The sequence below is a fragment of the Arthrobacter sp. SLBN-122 genome, assembly GCF_006715165.1.
In the GTDB taxonomy this organism is placed as follows: domain Bacteria; phylum Actinomycetota; class Actinomycetes; order Actinomycetales; family Micrococcaceae; genus Arthrobacter.
The window spans coordinates 2126087-2140103 of the sequence record NZ_VFMS01000001.1 but is presented as its reverse complement, the minus strand read 5'-3'; the positions used below and the strand labels follow the sequence as shown (position 1 = coordinate 2140103).

Annotated in this window: 16 protein-coding genes; 8 read left to right on the top strand and 8 right to left on the bottom strand. The window is 64.8% G+C overall.

Features of this window, described 5'->3' with window-relative positions; all coding sequences use genetic code 11:
• Positions 1-22: 22 nt before the first annotated feature.
• The 5 genes from FBY36_RS10005 (at position 23) to FBY36_RS09985 (ending at position 5542) form a co-directional block, all read left to right on the top strand.
• On the top strand, positions 23-1348 hold the full coding sequence (locus tag FBY36_RS10005; RefSeq protein ID WP_142119016.1) for an ABC transporter substrate-binding protein: 1326 nt from the start codon (positions 23-25) through the stop codon (positions 1346-1348).
• A gap of 64 nt (positions 1349-1412) precedes the next feature.
• The gene (locus FBY36_RS10000; RefSeq protein WP_142119014.1) at positions 1413-2426 is read left to right on the top strand and encodes a carbohydrate ABC transporter permease; all 1014 of its coding nucleotides are present in this window, start codon (positions 1413-1415) and stop codon (positions 2424-2426) included.
• A gap of 28 nt (positions 2427-2454) precedes the next feature.
• The gene (locus tag FBY36_RS09995) at positions 2455-3258 is read left to right on the top strand and encodes a carbohydrate ABC transporter permease (protein ID WP_235008794.1); all 804 of its coding nucleotides are present in this window, start codon (positions 2455-2457) and stop codon (positions 3256-3258) included.
• Between the two features lie 72 nt (positions 3259-3330).
• Positions 3331-4515 carry a Gfo/Idh/MocA family protein gene (locus tag FBY36_RS09990; protein WP_142119011.1) on the top strand — a complete coding sequence of 395 codons (1185 nt, stop codon included), beginning with the start codon at positions 3331-3333 and terminating at the stop codon, positions 4513-4515.
• A gap of 25 nt (positions 4516-4540) precedes the next feature.
• Complete coding sequence (locus FBY36_RS09985; RefSeq protein ID WP_142119009.1) at positions 4541-5542, top strand: sugar phosphate isomerase/epimerase family protein; 1002 nt, start codon at positions 4541-4543, stop codon at positions 5540-5542.
• Positions 5543-5568: 26 nt separating this feature from the next.
• On the opposite strand, the gene FBY36_RS09980 is transcribed toward FBY36_RS09985, so the two are convergent.
• From FBY36_RS09980 to FBY36_RS09970, 3 genes are read right to left on the bottom strand one after another with little or no spacing between them, the layout of a single operon-like run.
• Positions 5569-6627: a glycosyltransferase family 2 protein gene (locus FBY36_RS09980; RefSeq protein WP_235008793.1), complete on the bottom strand. Its 1059-nt coding sequence runs from the start codon at positions 6625-6627 to the stop codon at positions 5569-5571.
• Between the two features lie 41 nt (positions 6628-6668).
• A complete protein-coding gene (locus FBY36_RS09975; protein WP_142119007.1) occupies positions 6669-7034 on the bottom strand; it encodes a hypothetical protein in 366 nt (121 codons plus the stop codon).
• Between the two features lie 48 nt (positions 7035-7082).
• On the bottom strand, positions 7083-7982 hold the full coding sequence (locus tag FBY36_RS09970; protein WP_142119005.1) for an SDR family oxidoreductase: 900 nt from the start codon (positions 7980-7982) through the stop codon (positions 7083-7085).
• A gap of 220 nt (positions 7983-8202) precedes the next feature.
• Here FBY36_RS09970 and FBY36_RS09965 point away from each other — a divergent pair, with 220 nt between their 5' ends.
• The 3 genes from FBY36_RS09965 (at position 8203) to FBY36_RS09955 (ending at position 9827) form a co-directional block, all read left to right on the top strand.
• Positions 8203-8724 (top strand): DUF6328 family protein, encoded by a 522-nt coding sequence (locus FBY36_RS09965; RefSeq protein ID WP_142119003.1) that lies wholly within the window; start codon positions 8203-8205, stop codon positions 8722-8724.
• A gap of 3 nt (positions 8725-8727) precedes the next feature.
• On the top strand, positions 8728-9390 hold the full coding sequence (locus tag FBY36_RS09960; RefSeq protein WP_142119001.1) for a DUF6766 family protein: 663 nt from the start codon (positions 8728-8730) through the stop codon (positions 9388-9390).
• A 71-nt stretch (positions 9391-9461) separates the two neighbouring features.
• Entirely contained in the window at positions 9462-9827 is a 366-nt protein-coding gene (locus tag FBY36_RS09955) for a LuxR family transcriptional regulator (protein WP_142118999.1), read from the top strand.
• Positions 9828-9832: 5 nt separating this feature from the next.
• Here the strand turns inward: FBY36_RS09955 and FBY36_RS09950 are convergent, their stop codons facing one another.
• From FBY36_RS09950 to FBY36_RS09930, 5 genes are all read right to left on the bottom strand, one after another.
• Complete coding sequence (locus FBY36_RS09950; protein ID WP_142118997.1) at positions 9833-10957, bottom strand: glycerate kinase; 1125 nt, start codon at positions 10955-10957, stop codon at positions 9833-9835.
• Between the two features lie 96 nt (positions 10958-11053).
• Positions 11054-11863, bottom strand: coding sequence for an SDR family oxidoreductase (locus FBY36_RS09945; RefSeq protein WP_142118995.1), 810 nt, complete (start codon positions 11861-11863; stop codon positions 11054-11056).
• 62 nt (positions 11864-11925) lie between these two features.
• A complete protein-coding gene (locus FBY36_RS09940; RefSeq protein WP_142118993.1) occupies positions 11926-12369 on the bottom strand; it encodes a hypothetical protein in 444 nt (147 codons plus the stop codon).
• Between the two features lie 89 nt (positions 12370-12458).
• A complete protein-coding gene (locus tag FBY36_RS09935) occupies positions 12459-12908 on the bottom strand; it encodes a hypothetical protein (RefSeq protein WP_200830478.1) in 450 nt (149 codons plus the stop codon).
• A gap of 155 nt (positions 12909-13063) precedes the next feature.
• Complete coding sequence (locus FBY36_RS09930) at positions 13064-13840, bottom strand: class I SAM-dependent methyltransferase (protein WP_142122581.1); 777 nt, start codon at positions 13838-13840, stop codon at positions 13064-13066.
• Between the last annotated feature and the right edge of the window lie 177 nt (positions 13841-14017).

Genomic DNA, 14017 nt, shown 5'->3' with positions numbered 1-14017 from the left:
CGACGAGAAAACCGGAGCAATCATGAAAAACCCCCTGAAAGTCATATCGGCGGTCGCCGCCACTGTTGCCCTGGCCCTGGGGCTCAGCGGCTGTGGAGGCGGCGGAAGCTCCCAGGCTTCCAGCGACACCATCACCTACTGGGCCTCGGATCAGGGCAACAGCCTGGATGACACGGCAACCAAACTGAAACCCTCCTTGGACCGCTTCACGGAAAAGACCGGCGTGAAGGTGCAGCTGGAAGTGATCAGCTGGACCGACCTCTACAACCGCATCCTCACGGCGGTCACCAGCGGCGACGGCCCCGATGTACTGAACATTGGCAACACTTGGGCAGTGACCCTGCAAGAGACCGGTGCTTTCGAGCCAGTAGAAGGTGAATTGCTCAACGCGATTGGCGGAAAGGACCGCTTCCTGAAGACCAGCTGGTCCACGGGCGGCGCGGAAGGCAAGACTCCAACCTCAGTGCCTCTTTACGGCCTGGCCTACAACATGTACTACAACACCAAAATGTTCAAGGAAGCCGGCATAGAGAAGGCGCCGACAACTTGGGACGAGTTCGTTGCCGACGCCAAGAAGCTCACCAAGGACACCAACGGTGATGGCAAACCTGACCAGTGGGGCTTCACGGCGGCCGGGGCATCCGTCTCCGCCAACTCCCACCAGGCTTTCGTGAGGGGCCTCCAAAACGGTGGAAGCCTGTTCGACAAGGATGGCAAGCCAACCTTCGACAGCGATCCCCAGGTTGCCGGCGTCAAGCAATTCGTGGACCTAATGGCCGTTGACAAGGTCATGTCGCCGTCAGACGCTGAAATCAGCCAGGGTGCACAGAAGGTGGACAACCTCATCAACGGCAAGGCCGCCATGATGTTCGACCAAAGCCCGCTGAAGAACTTCGCCGCCCGCGACTTCAAGGACTGGGGCGTTGCTCCAATCCCCATGATGACTGCCGACGCCACAGGGGGCAGGGGCACCCAGAGCCACGTTGCCGGCATCAACCTCAGTGTTTTCAAAAACAGCGACAACAAGGCGAATGCCATCAAGCTTGCGGCATTCCTGACCAGCGATGAAGAACAAGTGGCCCTCAACAAAGCCTACTCTTCCCTGCCGGTGGTCACGGCCGCATCCAAGGATGCAGCGTTCCAAACTGAGGAAGTCAAGGCGAAGAACGATGCACTGTCCAACCACTCCCTGCCGATGCCACTGATCGCGAAAGAGGGGCAGATGGAGACCCTCACCGGAACCGCCATCAAGAACCTCTTTGCGAAGGCAGCCACTGGAACAGTTACCGAAAACGACATCAAGGCAGCTCTCAAGGATGCCAACAACCAGATGGCCGCGGCCCAGTAACCAGGCCAACTGAGTAGGGGCGCCGCCTCGCTGCGGCGCCCCTGCTCCGGCAAAGGAGTTTCCCATGTCCCATTCAGCATTGGACGGCGGCCCAGCCGCTGCCGGCAGCACCCCTGCCTTTGATCCTGAACCCGGCCGGCCCAAGGCCAGCACCGCCCTACCCGTCCGCAAGCGGCGCCGCTCATTCCTTCCCTATGGCCTGATCGCCCCGGCAGCCATCCTTGAACTGTTGATCCATATCGGCCCCATGCTGCTGGGAATCTGGATCGCCTTTATCTCCCTGACCCAGCTCAACCTGACGAACTGGCTGAACGCGCCGTTCGTGGGCCTGCAGAATTTCATCAACGGCCTCAACCCGGAGAGCACCATAGGACAGGCCTTCTTCAGCACCGTGGGCCGTACGCTCTTCTATACCATCATGGTTGTCGGCTTCTCCTGGGTGCTGGGAATGGCGGGAGCAGTTTTCCTTTCCTCCAACTTCAAAGGGCGCGCGCTCCTCCGGACGTTCTTCCTGGTTCCCTATGCACTCCCGGCCTATGTTGGAACCATTGCCTGGGCCTTCATGTTCAACCAGCGCGACGGCGCAGTGAACCAGATCCTCGTGGATACGTTCCGTCTCGTCGGCGATGAAAGGCCCTTTTGGCTGCTTGGCCAGAACTCTTTCGGCGCCATGATCGTGGTGAATGTCTGGCAACTCTGGCCGTTCGCGTTCCTCATGCTGATGGCGGCCCTCCAGAACGTTCCCCACGATGTCTACGAGGCAGCAGCGATCGACGGCGCCTCGCTCTGGCAGCAGTTCCGGACTATCACATTGCCCATGGTCCGCCCGGCTAATGGTGTACTCCTCATGGTGATGTCGCTTTGGACGTTCAACCAATTCAATATTCCGTTCGTTCTGTTCGGTGCTTCGTCTCCGAAAGAAGCCACACTGATATCGCCGTTGATCTATCAGAACTCCTTCGGCAGTTGGAACTTCGGCTTGGGCGGAGCAATGAGTGTCCTGCTGCTGATCGCCCTCTTCATCGCATCCGTCTTCTACATCCGCATGGTGCTGCCCAAGGGGGCCGACAATGATTGAGACCCGCAACTTTCGCATACTGCGGAACGTGGTACTGACCGTACTTTCGCTTTGGGTGGCAGTCCCCCTGTACGTGGTTGTTTCCACGTCACTTAAGCCGCTGAAGGATGTTTCCGGACTGTTCAAGTGGATCCCCCGCGAAATCACCCTGTCCCCTTACCTGGACATCTGGACCACAGTGCCGTTGTCCAAGTATTTCCAGAACAGCCTCATCATCACGGTCGCAGCAACGGCATGCTCCGTGACCGTGGCCGTGTTGGCCGCCTACGCCGTCGCACGGCTGCAGTTCAAGGGCAAGCGGGCCTTTAGCCTGACCGTCTTGTCCACGCAGATGTTCCCCGGCATCCTGTTCCTGCTGCCCCTTTACCTGATCTTCACCCAAATCCGGAACATGACCGGGCTTCAGCTGCAGGGTTCCTACCTAGGCCTGATCATCACGTATATGACGTTTACTTTGCCCTTTGCGATCTGGATGCTCAGCGGATATTTTGCCTCAATTCCGAAGGAACTTGAGGAGGCTTCGATGATCGACGGCACCGGCCGGATGGGGGCCCTGTTCCGCGTGATCCTCCCTGTGGCCAAACCTGGAATCATCGCTGTGGCGGTCTACTCGTTCATATCGGCCTGGGGCGAAGTCCTGTTCGCTTCCGTCCTCACCAATGAGGCGACCAAGACGCTGTCACTGGGCCTCAAGGCGTACGCAAGTGAATCCGATGTGTTCTGGAACCAACTCATGGCCGCATCGGTCGTAGTGAGCCTGCCCGTGCTGATCGGCTTCATACTGGTCCAGAAGCACCTGGTCGCCGGGCTGTCGGCCGGCGCTGTCAAGTAGACCTTTCGAACCAAAGCCAGGCCGCTCAAGCGCCGTTCGCGGCAAGCAAACGCTATTCCTAGGAGCAACACAATGAACACGGCGCATACGTCACCACTGTCTCAGGACAGCCGCAATGCCAACGCCTCCCGCCCGCTGGGTGTGGCCGCCATCGGTTACGCCTTCATGGGCAAGGCCCACTCCAACGCGTGGCGGAACGTGGCCAGCTTCTTCGACGTCCCGGCCTTCGAACAGAAGGTCCTCGTGGGCCGGGACGCCGGTGCCGTGGCAGAGGCCGCGGCAAAGTACGGCTGGGCCGAATCAGCCACCGACTGGCGCACGGTGATCACCCGCGATGACATCGACATCGTGGACATCTGCGCTCCGGGCTGGATGCACGCCGAGATCGCCATCGCTGCGCTGGAGGCAGGCAAGCACGTCCTGGTGGAAAAGCCGTTGGCCAACACCCTGGCGGAAGCCGAGCTGATGACCGCCGCCGCGGCCAAGGCCCGGGCCAACGGGGTGCAGTCGATGATCGGCTTCAACTACCGGCGCGTCCCGGCCCTGGCCCTGGCCAGGGAACTGATCGCCGAGCGCCGGCTGGGCACCGTCCGGCACGTCCGCGCCGCCTACCTCCAGGACTGGCTCGCGGACGCCCAGGCCCCCATGACCTGGCGGCTGCGGAAGGAGACTGCCGGGTCCGGGGCGCTGGGGGACATCGCCTCCCACGCCATCGACCAGGTGCTTTTCCTCTTGGGCGACCAGGTCACCGAGGTCAGCGGCCGGCTCAACACCTTCGTGGAGCGCCGCCCCGGTGCGGACGGCATGGAGGACGTAACGGTCGACGACGCCGCCTGGGCCACGCTGTCCCTCACCTCCGGGGCGGTGGCCTCAGTGGAGGTCTCCCGGGTGGCCACCGGAAGGAAGAACTCCCTCCAGATTGAGGTCTACGGTGACAAGGGCAGCATCCTGTTCGATTTGGAAAACCTTAACGAACTCGGCTTCCTGGACGCCACCGCGCCTGTTCGTGAGCAGGGCTTCCGCAGGATCCTGGTCAACGAACCCGACCACCCCTACCTGGAGGCGTGGTGGCCGCAGGGCCACATCATCGGCTGGGAACACACCTTCACCCACCAGGTCCGCGACTTCCTGCTGGCCATTCAGGACGGAACCCAGCCCTCGCCGTCGTTCGAAGAAGGACTGAACGTCCAGTACGTCCTGGACGCGGTGGAGCAGTCCGCCGCCAACAAGAGCACCCTCACCGTCGTCCGCCACTAGCACCCTTATCTTCAAGGAGCCCTGCATGCCCCGCCCGTTCACCCTGTTCACCGGCCAGTGGGCCGATCTGCCCTTCGAAGAAGTCGCCCGCCTGGCCTCCGGCTGGGGCTATGACGGCCTGGAGATCGCGGTCTCCGGCGACCACCTGGACGCCTGGCGCTGGGACGAGCCCGGCTACGTCGAGTCCAAACTCGAGATCCTGGACAAGTACAACCTCAGGGTCTGGGCCATTTCCAACCACCTCAAGGGCCAGGCCGTCTGCGATGACCCCATCGACTTCCGCCACCAGGCCATCGTCGGTTCAAAGGTGTGGGGCGACGGCGACCCGGAAAGCGTGCGCCAACGCGCCGCCGAGGAAATGAAACACACCGCCTGCCTCGCCAAGGCACTGGGCGTGGACACCGTCGTCGGATTCACCGGCTCCTCCATCTGGCAGTACGTGGCCATGTTCCCGCCCGTCCCGGAGAAGGTCATTGACGCCGGCTACCAGGACTTCGCCGACCGCTGGAACCCCATCCTGGACGTCTTCGACGAATGCGGCGTCCGCTTTGCCCACGAAGTCCACCCCTCCGAGATCGCCTACGACTACTGGACCACCGTCCGCACCCTCGAAGCGATCGGCCACCGCGAAGCCTTCGGCCTGAACTGGGACCCCTCACACATGATGTGGCAGGGCATCGATCCCGTCTCCTTCATCTGGGACTTCAAGGACCGGATCTACCACGTGGACTGCAAAGACACCAAGGTCCGGCAGACCGGCCGGAACACCGTCCTGGGCTCCCACCTGGCCTGGGGCGACCCCCGCCGCGGCTGGGACTTCGTCTCCGCAGGCCGCGGCGACGTCCCCTGGGAAGCCTCCTTCCGCGCCCTCGCCGCCATCGGCTACAACGGCCCCATCTCCGTGGAGTGGGAAGACGCAGGCATGGACCGCCTCCACGGCGCCCCCGAGGCCCTCGCCAACCTCAAAAAGTACGACTTCCCCGCTTCACAAACCAGCTTCGACGCCGCCTTCAGCAGCGGGGACTAGGGGGAACCGGCAGGGTTAGGAGCTGATCAGACAGCATCCTCTTTCAGGACGACGTCGTACGCCTCCACCCGCCGGTCCGTCACGGTGGTGGGTGACTCAAGGTGGACCGCTCCGGAGGGGAGGATGCCCGCCCCGCCGTGCCGTTCCATGACCTGCCACTGGGCCACGACATCCTCGCCCGCGTGATCGGCGGGGAGGCTGGTCCAGAAACGGAACCCTCCGGCGTCGTTCAATGCATCCCTGCGGTACAGCACGCAGCCACCCAGCCACGCCACGTGGTACGGCACCCACTGGCCGGGCTGCAGCGACAGTTCGGCACTGAGGTGGCTGAGATTGGCAGCGCTGTGCAGCGGCCAGCGCTCAAAGCCCGGCGCGCCCGGCCGGATCCGCTCCGGAGTCACGGGGCCGTCCCAGGCCTGGAAGGCGGCCGTCTGTTCCGGCCTGCGGTCGTCCAGGAAGGACAGTCCCTGCGGCGCCATTCCCACAAAACCGCATTGAAGCTCACCCAGCGCCGTGCTCAGCCGCTCCAGGGCACCCGGCTCCAGCCAGACGTCGTCGTCAAGGAAGAGGCACTGGGCCGCCCTGGCCTGGTCCAGCAGGAACTGGCGGTGTTCGGCCAGTCCGCGCCGCGGCAGGTGCCGCAGCAGCGTGACGGGCCGGCCCTGCGCCTCCAGCACGCGCACCATTGCAGCGGCAGCGGGATGGTCAAAGGCGGGCTGCCCCGCTGACTGGTCGCTGATGACGACGGCGAACGCGGGCTCAGTCTGTCCGGCCAGTCCCGCAAGGGTGACGGCGAGCTCGGCCGGCCTGTTGCAGGTGGGGATCAGGACGTCCACCACCACGTTGTCCGGCCGGTCCTGCGGCCGCGCCCACTGTTCAGAAGATCTCCTGGCCACATTCCACCTTCCCGGCGTTGATTTTTGGCGCCGGCGGATGCACAGACTGCTCGCTGCTGCCTGCCGGCGACATGGGTTCTGCATGTTCCGTACCCAGCCGGACGGGATGTATTCGCGGGTGCTGCCCCGCCGCCAGGGGGCGATGTGGTGGAGCCTGCTGAACGCAAAGGCCCCCGTTTCTGCTGCCATCAGGGGCAGCAGAAACGGGGGCTTGGATGGATCAGAACGCTTTATCCGGCGTCGAAGCTTTCATCGTTGTCGTTGGGCGACTCCTCCTTGGGAAGGTCGTTTCCGCTGCCGTCCGGAATGCCGGTGGCTTCCTGCCCGGACTCCGAGGACACCGGCGCCGACCCCTGGGAATCGTCATTGGACTCATCGATTTCCGCCGCGCTGGACGGAAGATCCATGTCGTGCGGGACGGGCTCCTGGCCCGTACCGGACTGCGGTTCGTTGGTGTCCGCGCCGCCCGAGGATGCACCGCCACCGGACTGCTGGCCCTGGCCGCCCTGCGTCCCGGCGGCCTCCTGCTCGGCGGTAGGGGTGCCGTAGCCGCCCGGAGCCGTCTCGGGTTCAGCCTGCTGGTTTTCCTGCGTCATGCTTCCTCCTGTTGTTCATTGCCGATATTGCTGGTCTGGTGATCCTGGTTAAAGCCCCTTGCCGCCCGTGACGGGCAGGACTGCGCCGGAAATGTAGGAACCGTCCTCCGAGGCGAGCAGTACATACGCCGCGGCGAGTTCGGCCGGCTGCCCCGCGCGTTCCAGCGGGGTGTCCTGCCCGAAGGAGGGGAGCTTGTCCGGCCACTCGGTGGCCGGGATCAGCGGTGTCCAGATGGGGCCCGGAGCCACGGCGTTGACGCGGATCCCCTTGGGGCCCAGTTCCTGGGCCAGCGCCTTGGTGAACGCCACCTGCGCCGCTTTGGTCATGGCGTAGTCGATCAGCCCCGGTGACGGGTTGAAAGCCTGGATGGAGGCGGTGGTGATGATCGAGGCCCCGGCCTTCAGGTGCGGCACGGCCGCCCGCGCGGACCACAGCAGCGAGTAGAGGTTGGTCTTGAAGACGCGGTCAAACTCCTCGGTGGGAAGGGTCTCCAGGCTCTCGCGGTTCTTCTGGTACGCGGCGTTCAGGACCAGCACATCGAGGCGGCCGAATTCGGAGACCGTTTCCTCCACGATGCGGGTGCTGAACTCCTCCTCGCGGCCATCGCCGGGAAACAGCAGCACGCGGCGCCCGGCTTTCCGGAGCCACTCCGCGGTGTCCTGCGCGTCGTCTTCTTCCTCGGGCAGGTAGGAGATGGCGACGTCGGCCCCCTCACGGGCGAACGCGATGGCGGCTGCCTTGCCGATGCCGGAGTCCCCGCCGGTGATGAGCGCCGCCTTGCCTTCGAGTTTGGCGTGCCCCTCGTAGCTCTGCTCCCCGTGGTCGGGCTTGGGGTGCATGGGCGCAGTCAGTCCGGGCTGTTTTTGTTCCTGTTCAGGGAAGGGGCCCGAGTGGTAGCCGTCGCGCGGATCCTTCGGCTGGTCTGTCTGCTTGTCCGTCTCGCTCATAGTCCGCCTGCCTGTGTCGGTTGACCTGTGTCGGTGGGAAGAGCACTGCCGTGCTCCGGCCCTTCGAAGCTATCCCGGGCGGAGGACCAAGTCCACCGCTCAGCGGTAATAATCAGTAAACTTATCAAATGTTGTAGCTCACGCAACGGCCAGCCTTGTTTCTGGGTAGGGGAGGAATAGAAAGAAGGCCGGGGCCGCGGCCGGAGAGGAAGGAGAGCCGATGTCCGAAGTTGAGGACTACACGGGCCGGACGGGACGCAATGAGACCCGCGAGGAGCAGCTTGACCGCAACTGGGCCGAACTCCTGCAGGAGTTGCGTGTGCTCCAGACCGGGGTACAGATCCTGGCCGGCTTCCTGCTGACGCTGCCATTCCAGCAGCGGTTCGAAAAGCTGGACGACTGGGAGGTTGGCCTCTACCTCGTCAACGTTGTCATCGCCGCCCTGACCACCGCCTTTATCCTCCTCCCGGTCAGCGTGCACCGCCGGCTCTTCCGCAAACGGCTCAAGGAAACACTGGTCTCCAGCGCCGACACCATCACCAAGATCGCCCTTGGCGGCATTGCCCTGCTGAGCGCCGGAACGGCCGCCCTGGTGTTCGATGTTGCCGTCGGGCGCTCCGCCGGAGTCACCGCCGGCGCAGCGCTGCTGGGCGTCATGGTGGTCATGCTGGTGTTCGTACCGCTTCGACTGAACAAGCGGGCCACGGGAAGGATTGTCCCGCCCACCTCGGATAAGGAGTAGACGATGCGTAAATGGGCCAAGGAACATGGGCTGCTGCTTGCCAACGCGGGCCTGTTCATTGCATTTTTTGTCGGCATGATCCTCTCGGGGGCCGCTTCCTACAGCGAGGAACAGCAGTCCCACGGGGAACCTGCGGTTTCGGTCCTGGAATTCCTGGGCACGGGCGCCTTCGTTGAGGCCACTTTCGAGAACTGGGAATCGGAGTTCCTGCAGATGGCCATGTACGTGGTCCTCACGGTGTTCCTTTTCCAAAAAGGCTCATCCGAATCCAAGCCCATGGGCAAGAAAGCCCCGCAGGACGAAGACCCGCGCCAGGCGGTCCTCAAAGACAACATCCCTTGGCCGGTGCGTCGCGGCGGCGTGGTGCTCAAAGTGTATGAGCACTCCCTGTCGGTCATGTTCTTTATCCTGTTCCTCGCTTCCTTCACCCTCCACGCCGCCGGCGGCGTGCAGGAGTACAACAGTGACCAGCAAAGCCATGGCCAGCCCAGCATCAGTTTCCTGCAGTACCTGGGCACCAGCCGGTTCTGGTTCGAATCCTTCCAGAACTGGCAAAGCGAGTTCCTGGTGGTGGCGGTCCTTGCGGGAGCTTCGGTCTACCTGCGGGAAAAGGGCTCCCCGGAGTCAAAGCCTGTTGCAGAACCCCACTACGAAACCGGGGCGTAAGGTCCCGGCCAGTCATCCTGCCCGATAAAACCCGTCCCATCACCCAGCCCCATCCAAAGAGGAGAGACTGTATGAGAACGTCCTTGCGAACCGTCCTGCTGGCCCTGCTGCTCCTGGCCGCCCCGGCCCTTCCTGCCGGCGCCGCCGTTGCAGCAGCGCCCGAATCCGCCATCAGCCAGGCAAACCCCAACCAGGCAGAGGCGGCACGGATGGCCTCGGGATCAACAGGCACGGCATGGGCCGCAGGCACGTCTCCCACACCTTCCCCCGGTGATACCGCGTCCACCGGCCCCGCCAACCCCGGCACGGGTGAATCGGCCCAGAACGAGTCCACACGCCTGAATTACTTCCCGTGGGTGGTTGCTGGAATCGCCGTGCTGGTGGTGATTGCGGTGCTGATTTTCCGGCGCCGGCGCAACACCACGATCGTGGGCTAATTCAGCTAGGCGCCCTCAAGTACCTGGCTTGTCGCCCAGGCCAGGTACTTGCCGGCGTTCGCCACGGCGTCGTCGGGGCTCGACGCGACGTCCAGCAGCTGCGCCGCGGCAACCACGCCGTGCCCGGCGAGGTCCTCAAGGGTCACCAGGATCCTGCCGGCCACCACGATGACGGGGATGCCGCGTTCCCGGGCCGCGTCCGCGAGCGCGATGGGCGCTTTTCCGGTTAGCGACTGCGAATCCATGGATCCCTCACCGGTGATCACCAGGTCTGCCTGCTCCAGCTGCTCGGCCAGGCCGGTCAGCCCGGCCACCAGCGCGAAGCCGCCTTCCAGCGTGGCGTCGGTAAAGGCAAGGAACGACGCCGGGAAGCCGCCGGCGGCGCCTGCGCCGGGGACGTTCACGTCCCGGCCCGTTGCTTCCCGCAGCACGGACGCCCAGTTGCGTAGCCCGGCGTCGAGCATTTCCACAGCCTCCTGGTCCGCACCCTTTTGGGGGGCGAAGACATGCGCGGCGCCCGAGGGTCCGTACAGCGGATTACGGACGTCGACGGCGATGCGGAAGGTCGTTGCGGAGAGCCGCGGATCCAGCCCCGTGGTGTCCAGGGCCACCAGGTCGGCCAGCGAACCGCCACCCAGGGGCACCACGTTCCCGGCGGAATTCAGGGGCTTCAGGCCCAGGGCGCGCAGTGCGCCGCTGCCGCCGTCGGTCATGGCCGAACCGCCCAGGCCCAGGACAATCTCGGTGGCCCCCGCGTCCAGGGCAGCTGTAATGAGCTGGCCGCAACCGTAGCTGTGGGCACGCAGGGCGTTGGCAGGAGTTGGTTCCATGTCGGCCAGGCCGGAGGCCTGCGCCGTTTCGATCACTGCCGTGACCTTGCCGTCGCCGCCCTTGTGGACTGCCCATGCGGCACCGAGCGGGGTGAGGATGGGACCCACCACGGCATTCAGCCGCTCCTCGTAGCCCGCAGCCACGGCCGCCTCCAGGGTGCCCTCGCCGCCGTCGGCAATGGGAAACTGGGTGGCGACGGCTTCCGGGTACACCCGCAAGGCGCCTTCCGCGATGGCGGCGGCAGCCTCGGCCGCGGTCAGGGACCCCTTGAACTTGTCCGGAGCGATAAGAATGCGCATGCGCTCCATCATGCCAGCAAGTCCTGGGAATGCGCTTGCCGCTCGCGTTACAGGGACTTCTGTGACCGCCCGCCTGAAGAACGGTGCGCCGCGGGACTACGCCTCGCGCCAGTCGTTGCCGGTGATGTGCGATCCCGCCTGCGGACCCATCTGAAGCATCCCGCCGTCGACCACCCACGCCGCCCCGGTTACGTAGCTTGAGGCGGGCGAGGCGAGGAAAGCAATGACGTCGGCGATCTCCCGCGCGTCCCCGGGCCTGCCCAGCGGCACCCCGGGCCGCTCCGTCGCCCTGGGATCCTGGTCCTCCTGGCCTGTCATCGGGGTGGCGATTTCGCCCGGCGCCACCGTGTTGGCGGTGATGCCGTACTGGCCCAGCTCCAGGGCGAGAGTCTTCATGAGCCCGCCCAGCCCGTGCTTGGAGGCATCGTAGGCGGACGAGCCCACGCGCGGCTGGAACTCATGGACGCTGGACACGGCCACCAGCCGGCCTCCCCTGCCGGCCTTGACCATCCGCCGCGCTGCCGCCTGCAGGCAGACAAACGCGCCATTGAGGTTGGTGTCCAGGACCTGCATCCAGTCATCGATGCCCATGTCCAGGAACTTGGTGCTTGCACCGGTGCCCGCGTTGTTCACGAAGACGTCCAGCCCGCCCAGTTCCTCGGCGAGTTCATCGATCACGCCCGCAGCGGCACGCAGTTCGGTGGTGTCCAGCTGCCGGACCACGGCTTTGCGCCCCAGGCCGCGGATTTCCTCGGCGGTTTCCTCAGCACCTGCCTTGTCCGAATGCCACGTCACACCGACGTCCATTCCGGCGTGGGCCAGGGCCACGGCGGTGGCCTTGCCGATCCCGGAGTCGGAGGCGGTCACGATGGCGGTGGTGGGCGTGAAGTTGCTGGTGTCCGGCATGGCGGGGCCTTTCGTCGGGTCAGGCGTGGTTCTGGTCGGTTGGGGTTCTGGCTCAGGGTTGGTCAGGCGGGACGGCGGAGGTCATCCTCGTAGGACTCGTCGTGGTTGGCCTTGGCCCTGCGGCCGGCTGCCTCGAAGTCCGGCTGCGCTTCCGGCACGGCCATCAACGGGACCGCGAATGTCACCACGGGCCGGCCGTCGCCGTCGTCCGCTGACCGGATGGTCAGGCTCCTGGTGCCAGGCGGTACCGACGGGGTGAAGACCTGCAGATTGCGGGAGCCCACCGTGGCCGTTTCCTTCAGGGTGTATTGCGTCCCGAAGTGGTCCTGGACGGTGAGGCGGGGTTCGGCGGCGTCGTCGGAGGGAAGGTGGATGTTGACCACCAGCCCGGATGCCCATACCTCCACTGACAGGATGGTGAACTCAGTGGCGGAGGTAACGTGCCGCCCATAGGTGGGGGGAAGGAGCATCCGGCGCAGTGCGCCGGATGGAATGAGGTTGCTCATGTTGATTCCTGTAGGTCTTGCGCCGGTGGCCGGTGCGTGGCGCCGGAGGGTGATCCGGTGCCGGCCCGAACGCTGGGGCGCGGTGCGGCTTAGGCGTCTTCGCGGTTGGGATTTTCCAACCGGAAGAAATTGGATTGGGTGCCGTCGCTGCGCTGTTCCTGGTAGATGAAATTCAGTTTTCGGGAATCGAAGGTGTCGAACCATTCATCCCAGCTGATGTGGCGGAGTTTGTCGTCCTTGCCGCCGAAGTCGATCCGGAGCACTCCGAGATGGTCGCCGTGTTCCGTACCTTCCACCGTGGCGGGAACGCCGTCGCGCTCCTCCGCCCACCTCCTGATGACTTCATGGTGGGTGGTGGCAAGGCTGCGGCCCTCGCGTTCGGGCTCGTCATCCGGTGAGGTGACTTCCTGCGAGTACTTCAGGGATTTGGAAGAGTCGGGGCCATGGCGGATCTTCCCGCCCTCGGGGCCTGCACCCAAGTCGTCCTCGTCCCTGCTGCCATCCGCTTCGCGGGTCTTATTGCCTTTATCCTGTGCCATGGCGCTCTTCCTTTCACCTCTGGCTAACTAGTAAGTCTACTTACTATGGAGCCTCCGGATCCGCCCGCTGTCAAGGGGATGGAAGTCACACTGTGGGCACGGTGCGGGGATCTGCGCGAAGTTTGCGGAACCGGCGGAACCCCTGCCGGCCGTGGTTACCGGCGTGGGCGGACCACTGCGTAATACCCGGGAACCCGGTCCTGGCCGGGCACGCCGGTCACCGGGTTGGTTTCGATGGCCACATGGCCATCTTCAAGGAGTTCCCAGGCCGACGGCGGGAACGCACGTTCGCGCTCTTCGGGCCCGAAGTGCCCCGGCATGGGAAGTCCGCGGATGGCCAGCTCCAATGGTGCAGGAATGCCGCGGGTGGTTGCGCCAAGATGGGTGACGTACTCCACCGGGTTGCCCTGGAAGTTGGTTTCCGCCATGAAAACCGTGCCGCGGCGGCCAACCAGGGTCCGCAGGTTTTCGACCATCGCCGCTTGGTGGGCGGGATCGAGGACGTGCAGCACGCCGCGGATGAAGACGTTGGCGCCGTCCAGGCCCAGGTGGAAGAACTCCGCCAACTCGGCAGCAGCACCTTCCGCTGTCATGTCCCGGGCTTCAAAGGCGGCATTGCTGATTCCGGCAGATTCGGCCCGCGCGCGGGCAACAGCATGCTGCGAGACATCCACGCCGATGACGCTGGGAAAAATTCCTGCGAGCGCACGGGTAAAGCTGCCGTGCCCGCAGCCGGTATCCACCACGGGAAGGGCGGGGTCCAGGTGGCGCAGGAGGCTGTCCTGGTAGCCCTGGAACTCGTGGTTGCTGCCCGAGTCCCACAGGACCTCACCGCCGGGGCCGGTAGCGGTAATGCCGGCCCAATACCGGTCCCACGCCTTGTGACGGTCCTTCGGGGCGCTGCGCGACAGCCTGACAAGCTTGGGGATCATCAGGTACTTCTGCCAGGCGGACCGTGGCGGGTTTGTTGGAGACACGGCTCAAATATATGGTCCCGGCCGCCGCAGCGGCGGACCCTCGGCAACATTACGGCGTGCCCCAGCCCGGGCGGCAGCGGCGGAAAGTGGACGTAAGGGTCAGCACCCCGTGGACCCTCCGGGCCCGCATCC

Excerpts from the sequence above, each read along its gene's own strand:
- FBY36_RS09985 (WP_142119009.1), top strand. The coding sequence starts at position 4,541 with ATGCCCCGCCCGTTCACCCTGTTCACCGGCCAGTGGGCCGATCTGCCC.
- FBY36_RS10000 (WP_142119014.1), top strand. The coding sequence starts at position 1,413 with ATGTCCCATTCAGCATTGGACGGCGGCCCAGCCGCTGCCGGCAGCACC.
- FBY36_RS09930 (WP_142122581.1), bottom strand. The coding sequence starts at position 13,840 with ATGATCCCCAAGCTTGTCAGGCTGTCGCGCAGCGCCCCGAAGGACCGT.
- FBY36_RS09960 (WP_142119001.1), top strand. The coding sequence starts at position 8,728 with ATGCGTAAATGGGCCAAGGAACATGGGCTGCTGCTTGCCAACGCGGGC.
- FBY36_RS09990 (WP_142119011.1), top strand. The coding sequence starts at position 3,331 with ATGAACACGGCGCATACGTCACCACTGTCTCAGGACAGCCGCAATGCC.
- FBY36_RS09980 (WP_235008793.1), bottom strand. The coding sequence starts at position 6,627 with ATGGCAGCAGAAACGGGGGCCTTTGCGTTCAGCAGGCTCCACCACATC.
- FBY36_RS10005 (WP_142119016.1), top strand. The coding sequence starts at position 23 with ATGAAAAACCCCCTGAAAGTCATATCGGCGGTCGCCGCCACTGTTGCC.
- FBY36_RS09955 (WP_142118999.1), top strand. The coding sequence starts at position 9,462 with ATGAGAACGTCCTTGCGAACCGTCCTGCTGGCCCTGCTGCTCCTGGCC.
- FBY36_RS09945 (WP_142118995.1), bottom strand. The coding sequence starts at position 11,863 with ATGCCGGACACCAGCAACTTCACGCCCACCACCGCCATCGTGACCGCC.
- FBY36_RS09950 (WP_142118997.1), bottom strand. The coding sequence starts at position 10,957 with ATGCGCATTCTTATCGCTCCGGACAAGTTCAAGGGGTCCCTGACCGCG.
- FBY36_RS09975 (WP_142119007.1), bottom strand. The coding sequence starts at position 7,034 with ATGACGCAGGAAAACCAGCAGGCTGAACCCGAGACGGCTCCGGGCGGC.
- FBY36_RS09940 (WP_142118993.1), bottom strand. The coding sequence starts at position 12,369 with ATGAGCAACCTCATTCCATCCGGCGCACTGCGCCGGATGCTCCTTCCC.
- FBY36_RS09970 (WP_142119005.1), bottom strand. The coding sequence starts at position 7,982 with ATGAGCGAGACGGACAAGCAGACAGACCAGCCGAAGGATCCGCGCGAC.
- FBY36_RS09965 (WP_142119003.1), top strand. The coding sequence starts at position 8,203 with ATGTCCGAAGTTGAGGACTACACGGGCCGGACGGGACGCAATGAGACC.
- FBY36_RS09935 (WP_200830478.1), bottom strand. The coding sequence starts at position 12,908 with ATGGCACAGGATAAAGGCAATAAGACCCGCGAAGCGGATGGCAGCAGG.